The organism is Faecalibacterium sp. (assembly GCF_052358865.1).
Taxonomy (GTDB): domain Bacteria; phylum Bacillota; class Clostridia; order Oscillospirales; family Ruminococcaceae; genus Faecalibacterium; species Faecalibacterium butyricigenerans.
The window spans coordinates 1-8,076 of sequence record NZ_DAWCVJ010000094.1 but is presented as its reverse complement, the minus strand read 5'-3'; the positions used below and the strand labels follow the sequence as shown (position 1 = coordinate 8,076).

The 8,076-nt window shown below is 64.5% G+C and carries 7 protein-coding genes and 1 other RNA gene; 4 read left to right on the top strand and 4 right to left on the bottom strand.

Going from position 1 to position 8,076, the window contains the following annotated elements; translation table 11 throughout:
* Both ACT8X9_RS11860 and ACT8X9_RS11855 read right to left on the bottom strand, forming a co-directional pair.
* The coding region (locus ACT8X9_RS11860; RefSeq protein WP_444269120.1) for a UvrD-helicase domain-containing protein at positions 1 to 1,426 on the bottom strand (1,426 nt) is incomplete at its 3' end.
* The gene (locus tag ACT8X9_RS11855) at positions 1,423 to 4,776 is read right to left on the bottom strand and encodes a PD-(D/E)XK nuclease family protein (protein WP_444269119.1); all 3,354 of its coding nucleotides are present in this window, start codon (positions 4,774 to 4,776) and stop codon (positions 1,423 to 1,425) included. The genes ACT8X9_RS11860 and ACT8X9_RS11855, both read right to left, overlap by 4 nt.
* 116 nt (positions 4,777 to 4,892) lie before the next feature.
* On the opposite strand from ACT8X9_RS11855, the gene ruvX reads away from it, so the two are divergent.
* Positions 4,893 to 5,324, top strand: coding sequence for a Holliday junction resolvase RuvX (ruvX, locus tag ACT8X9_RS11850; RefSeq protein ID WP_227619870.1), 432 nt, complete (start codon positions 4,893 to 4,895; stop codon positions 5,322 to 5,324).
* A gap of 263 nt (positions 5,325 to 5,587) precedes the next feature.
* The gene (locus tag ACT8X9_RS11845) at positions 5,588 to 6,085 is read left to right on the top strand and encodes a hypothetical protein (RefSeq protein WP_444269118.1); all 498 of its coding nucleotides are present in this window, start codon (positions 5,588 to 5,590) and stop codon (positions 6,083 to 6,085) included.
* A gap of 119 nt (positions 6,086 to 6,204) precedes the next feature.
* On the opposite strand, the gene ACT8X9_RS11840 is transcribed toward ACT8X9_RS11845, so the two are convergent.
* Positions 6,205 to 6,942 (bottom strand): peptidylprolyl isomerase, encoded by a 738-nt coding sequence (locus tag ACT8X9_RS11840; protein ID WP_444269117.1) that lies wholly within the window; start codon positions 6,940 to 6,942, stop codon positions 6,205 to 6,207.
* 265 nt (positions 6,943 to 7,207) lie between these two features.
* Here ACT8X9_RS11840 and ACT8X9_RS11835 point away from each other — a divergent pair, with 265 nt between their 5' ends.
* Complete coding sequence (locus ACT8X9_RS11835; RefSeq protein ID WP_227619873.1) at positions 7,208 to 7,528, top strand: DUF1292 domain-containing protein; 321 nt, start codon at positions 7,208 to 7,210, stop codon at positions 7,526 to 7,528.
* Positions 7,529 to 7,545: 17 nt separating this feature from the next.
* Positions 7,546 to 7,749: non-coding RNA, 6S RNA (ssrS, locus tag ACT8X9_RS11830), on the top strand.
* A gap of 180 nt (positions 7,750 to 7,929) precedes the next feature.
* Here the strand turns inward: ssrS and ACT8X9_RS11825 are convergent.
* Complete coding sequence (locus ACT8X9_RS11825) at positions 7,930 to 8,073, bottom strand: DUF378 domain-containing protein (RefSeq protein ID WP_444269121.1); 144 nt, start codon at positions 8,071 to 8,073, stop codon at positions 7,930 to 7,932.
* Positions 8,074 to 8,076 lie beyond the last annotated feature (3 nt).

Below are 8,076 nucleotides of genomic sequence, written 5' to 3'. Positions count from 1 at the left end.
TCTCCAGCTTCTCCCGGAAGATGGTGGGGTCGGCCTGCCGGAAGCGGTAGATGCTCTGCTTGAGGTCGCCCACGAGGAAGAGGTCGTCCCCTGCCGGGCTTGCAAGGCAGCGGTAAAGGGCATCCTGCAATGCGTTGGTGTCCTGATATTCGTCCACCATGACGGCAGCATAGCCCTGTCGGATGCTCTGGCACAGCTCGGTGGGCTGGCCGTCCTCGTCCCGCAGGAGGCGAAGGGCCAGATGCTCGAAGTCGCTGAATTCCAGCAGCCGACGCTCCCGCTTCCGGGCCGTAAAGCGGGCGTCGAAGTCCCGCACGGCGGCAAAAAGGGCGCGCAGGCGGGGTTCGGCGGCTCTCCGGTCCAGCTCAGCCTCGTCCAGACTACAGCTGATCAGATCTTCTATTTTTTCAAAGAGCTTCGCGGCCTCGTCGGCCCGGGTCTTGACAGCGTCCTTGTGCTCGCCGGTGAGCCGCTTTTTCATATTCTTGAGGCCGGGGACCTGCTCCATGCCGAGGACGTAGGGCGTCAGCTTATCGTAGAGGGGGGTCCACTCCCCCGCCTTCGCCAGATGCTCCACCTCTCCCAGCAGGGCGGCGGCGCTCTCGAGCCGTTCCAGCGGCTCGGCGAACCGCTCATTCATGCCCGCCACAGCCTTTTCCTTGGCGGCGGGGGTCTTTTTGCTGGCCTCGGCGTCGGCCCGCGCCGTGACGAGGTCGGCCCGGCTGTCCTTCAATGCGGCGGACAACAGCTCCCCCGCCGCCCGGGCCGACCGGGCAGCTTCGGCCAGCAGGATGTCGTGCCAGCAGGTGCGGACGAAGCCGTTCTCGTCCTGCCATGGGGCCAGCATCTCGTTCAGCTTTCTACCGTAGTCGGGCAGGGCGCGGAGGAAGTCATAGACCTGCAGGACGGCCTCCCCCGCCGCGCTGTCGGTGCGGCCCTTGCCGTAAAGGTCGGCGAAGGCACAGAAATCCGCGTTCAGATAGGCCGCTTCCAGCGTCTCGGCGAGGGCCGCAGTGCGCAGCATCTCCACGCTGCCGGGGTCGGCGGGGGTGAAATCGGGCGGGATGTCCAGCGCCTGAAAGTGCTTGCGGAGCAGGTCGAGGCAGAAGGCGTCAATGGTGCAGATGGGGGCGCGCTGCAAAAGCATCCGCTGGCGGCGGAGGGCCGTGTTGGACGGCTCGGCCTGACTGCGGCGGAGCAGCGCCTGCCCGATGCGGGCGCGAAGCTCGGCGGCGGCGGCGTTGGTAAAGGTGACGATGAGGAGCCGGTCGGCATCCACGGGGTGCTCCGGGTCGGTGATGAGCCGGACGGCCCGCTCCGTCAGCACGGCGGTCTTGCCGCTGCCCGCGGCAGCGCTCACCAGCAGCGCACCGCCCCGGTCGTCGATGGCAGCACGCTGGGCCGGGGTCCATTTTGTCTCGCTCACGGGTCTTTTTCCTCCTTCTTATCGGGGTCTTCGGACGGCTCAAAGGGCTTTGCGGGGGCGTCGAGGGCACGCTCGCCCACGCCGTCCTCGTGGCAGCAGATAAAGCCGTAATCGCACCACCGGCAGGGACTTCGGCCCGTGACCAGCGGCTCGGCGGCGATGCAGCCGCTGTAGAGCTGCTCGCCCATCCGGGTGACGAGGTCGTCGAGGTGGAGCTGGATGCGGGAGAGCTTGGCCTTGTCGGCCCGCTTGTCCTTCTGGTAGGGGCTGGGTTCGCCGCCCCGGAAGCTGAAGGGCAGATACCGCCCCGTCTCCTCGGCGTCCATGGCGTCGAAGACCTTTCGCTCGTCCCGCACGAGGCCGTCCAGCTTGTAGTCCATGGTCTGGGCGGCCTTGTCCCGGGCGGTGGTCTCGGGGGCAGGGTCGGCCAGCAGATACAAAACGCCCGCCGGTTCGGCCCCGGTGAAGCGTCCGCCCGCGTCCCGGGTCAGGCTGAACAGGTAGAGCAGCATCTGGCAGTCAAGGCCGCAGTAGACCTCCCGGAGGTCCAGCTTCTTCGAGCCGGTCTTGTAGTCCACCACCCGCACCCAGCGGGTGCCGTCGTCCTCGATCCACTCGTCGGCACGGTCCACCGTGCCGATGAGCTGCACCGTCCGCCCATCGGAGAGGCGGTAGGTCTGGCCCCGGACGGCGTCCTCGCCGGGGCCGATCTTCAGCTCACAGGCCACGGGGCGGAAGCTGGACTGGCGCTGCTCGTCCCGCAGGTAGCACAGCAGGCCTGCCATGCTCTTTTTTAGGCGGGAGAGCAGGTAGGCAAAGCGGGCCGTGTCCTCGGGAAGGTAGCGCTTTGCGTACTCGTCCACCAGCAGTCCGGCCAGCGCTGCCATGGCCTCGTCGTCGAGGTCGAGGAAGGGCTTCAGGCCCGCGCAGGGGTTGTCGGGGCCGGGATGGGGGTCGAGGGCCATCTGGAGCACCCAGTGCATGAGGGTGCCGCTCTGGTCGGCGGAGAGCTCGGCCCGCCTGCGGGGGCGGAGGCCCAGAACATATTGCAGAAAATAGCCGTACCGGCAGGTGTAATATTTTTCCAGCTGGCTGGGCGAAATGCGCAGACGCCGCCCCAACAGGGTCTCGAGGGCCTCAAGGTCGCTGACCTGACGGGGGGCGCGGCCCGCCATCCGGCGCAGGAGGGCGAGCCCCTCCGGCTCGGCTGCATCGGGAGCGCAGAGGGCCGCGGTGAGGCGGGCCCGGTCGGGGGCCGTCAGGGGCCAGCCGCCGCCCAGCACATCGAGACCGTCGGCGGGGGTGGCGGCGAGGTCGGGCAGCTCCAGCACGGGAGCAGCGGGAGCCAGCAGGTCCACGACCGGCTCGAGGGCGGCGCAGAGGGTCTGGCCCTGCCCCTTGGGCCAGCTGAGCCAGAGGCCCTTGGCCGGGGCGGTGAGGGCCTTGTAGAAGCAGACCTGCTCACGGACGACCCGGTTCTCGAAGCAGTCGGGCAGCTCGACCTCCTGCGCCATGAGGGCGTCCCGGTCGGCGTGGGTCAGGAGGCCCGTCTCGCCGGGCGCGGCGGGAAACTCACCCTCGGAGAGGCCCAGCACAAAGACGTAGTCCGGCGCATCGAGGCGCATCTTGCCCGCGCTGGCCAGCACCACAGCGTCCAGCGTCTGGGGGATGTGGCCGAGGTCGGAGGAGCGCAGCAGCAGGCCGAACAGCTCCTCGTACTCGGCGATGGTGACGCTCTGACCACCCAGCAGGCTGGCCATCTCGTCCAGCAGGCCCATGACCACATTCCACTCCCGGGCGGCTTCCTCGGCGGCGGGGATGCCCCGCTCGGCCCGGATGGCCTCCACCTGCGCGGCCTGTGCCTCCTCGGCCCCCAGCTCCTTGAGGCAGAAGTAGAGGGCGCGGCTCATCTGCTCGGCGCTGGCAGAGCGGAGCTTTGCACGCAGACCGTCGGCGGCCGTTACAAGGAGGGCTCGGGCCTTCTCGGCCCGGGCGAGGTTCTCGGTATCCTCGGCGGTGGGGTCTGCGTCGCCGAAGCCCCGGGGATTCTTTTCGAAGGGAGCGCGCCACGCTGCCGCGCCCGGCGACCATGTGTAGGCGTAGTTCTCGAGGGCGCAGACCTCCTCTTCGGTGAGGGCGCACAGGCCCGTCTTTGCCAGCGTGGTGAGCTGTTCGGTCAGCTCTGCGCCCCGGGCAATGGCCAGCAGGCAGCGCACCGCCGTGGCCGGAGCGCTGAACTCAGGGGTGGTCGGCTCGTCGCAGTAGAGGGGGATGTCCGCCATCCGGAACTCGTACCGGACGGCGGCGCGGTACTTTGCAATGTCGCGGCAGACCACGGCGACCCTGCCGCAGCGGACGCCCTGCCGCATGAGGCGGCGGATGGCCGCAGCAGCAGCCCGGACTTCCTCCTCCCGGCTGGGGGCGGCGAAGAGCTTTATTTCCGGGCAGGCCGGGGGCGGGTCGCACTGGCCCGACGCCAGCAGCCGGGCCGCTGCCGCGAGGCCGGGGGCATCGGCGTGGCGCACGTCCCGGCGCAGCAGCTCCGGCACGGCCACCTCGGTGCCGCTCCGGCGGGCCAGCTGGCGCAGCTGTGCCGCCACCTGCTTTGCCCCCGAGAAAAGGCTCATGTCCCCCGGGATGAGGGGAGCGCCGTCGTCGCAGAGGGCCACCGTCACGGTGGGCAGAGAGGCCAGCAGCGCACCCATCAGCCGCTTTTTCGGGGCGTTGAAGGTGTCGAACTCGTCGATGAACACCTCCCGGCCGCGCAGAAACTCCGGCAGTCCTCCCCGGGCAAGGGCGCTCTCAAGGCGGGACGCGGCCAGCGTGAGACGGTCGGAGGGGTCCATGCCCGTCCCGGCCAGCAGGGTCTCGTAGCCCTGAAAGATGAGGGCCAGCTCGCTGAGCTTTGCGCTGTCTGCGCCGCACTCCTGCGCCAGCGCATAGAGCCGCTGGCCCGAGAGGCCCGCGCTCTTCAGCTCGTCGATGGTCTCCGCAGCCATCTGGCAGAAGGCGGCAGAGCGGCGGTGGCGATAGTAATAATGGACGTTATCCTGCAATTCCTCGAGGGCACGGCGGACCAGCACAGCCCGGCCCGCATCGCTGAGGGTCTGGACGGCGGAGCCGCCCTCCGCCGACAGAATGTGCTCGGCGAGGCTGGTGAAGGAAAAGCTCTCCACCAGCCCGCTCAGCGCGTCTCCCAGCTCCCGGTGGATGCGGCCCTCGGTGGACGAGGTGAACTGTTCCGGCACCAGCAGGATGCTCCTGCCGCCCGCCTCGGCCCGGGCGCGGATGCGCTGGTACAGCAGGGTGGTCTTTCCGCTGCCGGAAGCGCCTAAAAGTAGTTTTAACATGATGAATCTCTCCGTTGGATGGATTTTCTGCTTATCTCTCATTGTACCACAAAATTGCAGCGACATCTATTCTGTGGTACAATGGAGAAAAAATCATCTCAGGAGGATGACCCTGCATGAAAATATTAGCAGTAGATTACGGTGACAGCCGCACCGGCCTCGCCACCTGCGACCGCACCGAATTTCTCACCACCGCCATCACGCCCCAGATCACCCTCAAGGCCCGGGACAAGGTGGCCTCGAAGGTCTGCGAGGTGGCAAAGGACATCGGGGCGGAGCTTATCGTCATCGGCCTGCCGCTGAACATGGACGGCACCGAGGGCGAGCGTGCCCGCAAGAGCCGGAAGCTGGCCAAGACTGTGGAGATCTGGAGCGGGCTGCCCGTCCGGATGTGGGACGAGCGCCAGACCACCTGCGCCGCCGCCGACCTCCTCGACGAGAGCGGCACTTTCGGCGCAAAGCGGAAGGACATCCTCGACTCGGTGAGCGCAACGGTCATTCTGGACGACTATCTCGCATGGCGGAAGGAGCATCCGGGGGAGGTCTGAAAGCCCCCCGCCGCCCCTGCGGCAAAGTTTCTTTGCGAAATCCGGACAGTTTGTTGTGAAGTCCGCAGAAAATCGTCGTTTTCCGGTTTGTTTTCACAATTTTCCCGCGCCGAATTTGTATAGTTTTCCGGCTTGACAGCACCGGCTCTTCTCCGATAAAATGAGGGTAGAAGAACCCCCTGCCCAGATGGCCGGAGATGACGCTTCTTCATGAGAAAAAACAACCGGACTCACCGAAACAAAAACGATTGGAGGCGACCCACATGACAAAACTGAGAAAGCTGACTGCCCTGCTTCTGGCCGGTGCACTGACCCTTCTGCTCCTGACCGCCTGCAGCGGTGGCGGCGGCTCTTCCGGCCCGGAGGCCCAAGCCGAAGCCAAGGTGATGCGGGCCATCAACAACGGCCGCGCCGTGGCCCTGACCAATGACGATGGGATGCGTACTGTTGCAAACGCCCGTCTGGACGATCTGGATCATGAGCTTGAGCTGAAGGGCAATGCTCTCGGATACCAGTTCTTCAACAAGGTGGATGCCAAGTGGGACAACGACAATAAGAACGCCACCCTCACTCTGGTCGCTAAATACGACTACAACGATACCACGCTGCAGAAGATCATCGATCAAATCAAAGGTAGCGATCAAAACGAAGCCTTGGATTTTGCCCTGAACGGCAACTATACCAAGGCAGGCGTAGCGGCCCGGATCATTCGCGGCCAGATTTATGTTGCCATCTCCCTGCGGGTGGGCAGGAATCTCTGATTTCTTCCCGATTTTCCCCGCATCTCGTCTGATTTCCCCATAAACGCAAATCACCCGCCAGTTGGCGGGTGATTTTTTTTGCAGCTGTCCCACCGCCCGGAGGGCGGAAAAGCAGCTTCTTATTCGTATTTCGTGATGGTCACACTGTTGATGGTGATGGGTTCGGTGGGGCGCTGGGCCTCATCCACGCCGGTCCGGGCGATGGCGTCCACCACGTCCATCCCCTCGTACACCTGCCCGAAGACGGTATCGGTGTAGTCGAGATAGGGTGCGCCGCCCGCCGTCTGGTAAGCGCTGATGACCTCGGCCCGCCAGCCGGCGGCGGTCATCTGGTCGGTCAGCTCCTGCGTCACTGAGTCTGCGCCCGGCAGCGTCTCCATGACGTAAAAAACGCTGGCGCATTCGCCCGAGGTGTCCGCCGCCGCACAGAGGGCACCGGAGTAATGGTGGAGCTTATCGGTGGTCTCGGCGGGGTAGCGGCTGCCGTTCCAGATGGTGGTGCCCCTGCCGTCTGCGCCCTGCCCGGCCTCGACCACAAAATCCTTCTCCACCCGGGTGACGGTAAGACCGTTATAAAAGCCCTGCCCGGCCAGCGTAGTGAAGTTCTGCACCGCCTGCGGGGCTTCGTCGGGGAAAAGCACGGCCTTAAAGATGCCCACCGAGGTGTCGAACACCGCGATGGTGTCCCCCGCCGCCGGGTGGGCGAACTGCAGCTCTGCCGACTCCACCGCCGGGCGGCTGATGCTCTGAGCTGACGTGCTGCCGCCCTTGAGGCTGGAGAGGACGCCGCCCCCGCTGCACCCGGCCAGCACTGCCGTCAGGGCCAGTGCGGCCATTATTTTTTTCAAGGCTCTCATATCCGGGCCTCCCTCTTCGTATGCTGTAGTAAAAGCTATCGATATAGTATAGCACATTCCGGGATGAAATGCGAGAGAAAAAAGCATCAAACTTTGTCCGATAATTTCTTTGAAAAAACTCTTGACGAGTGACGATAAAAACGCTAAACTATAGGCGTACCCGGAACCCACACCACCAGAGCGATGGGGCCGCCGGGGCATATGTGAGATAATCTGTTTGTGTATAATAGTGCATACCCGGTATTTCGATAGGAGAACGTGATCTATGGCAGAAGAGATGAAGAAGCCCGCCGCTGAGACCGAAGAGGAGTATCAGCCTGACCTGATGACCCTCGAGGACGAGGATGGCAACGAGGTCACGTTTGAAGTGATCGACGCTCTGGACCACAAGGGCGTGCATTATCTTGCCGTCGTGGAATACGCCGAGAACGAGGATGATCTGGACGAGGACGCCCAGCTGGTCATCCTGAGTGTCGGCGAGGACGACGAGGGCGAGTATCTCGACGTGGTGGAGGACGATGAGACGCTGCTGGAAGTCAGCAAGCTGTTCGAGAAGCGTCTGAGCGACCAGTTCGAGATCGACTGATTTGTCAACTGCGTAAGGTTTTCCTGCCCGACTCGATTTGTTGCGGTTTATATGATCCTACTAATCAATCAACGGGAGCTTGGAGTTCTCCGGTGGATTGCAGACCTCCCCGTCATGGGTCGACCATGAAGGCTCGATGAGGAAGCGCGAAACCGGCGACAGGGCACCCACCTGTCCGTAAGGGTAGGTTTGATTGCCGCAGACGATCGGGTGGGATATCTTTTTATAAAACACACTGGCTTTCGTGCCATTCTTTTCGGTCGGCATGGGAGTCCGAAGTACCGAGATCTGTTCGTGCCATCATTTCCTGCTGGCATGAGCGCCCTGTACGATACAAAAAAGGCTTTCGCGCCGCATTCCTGACGGCACGAGAGCCTTTTTATTTTGTCCGGAGGCCGGGGTCACTCCCCGGTCTCGTCGTCACCGAACAGCCCCGGGATGCCGCAGACTGCGGCCACGCCCACCAGCGTAAAGACGATGCGCGACCAGATGGACGCGCTGCCCCCCAGCAGCCAGCCGACGAAATCGAACTGGAACAGGCCCACCAG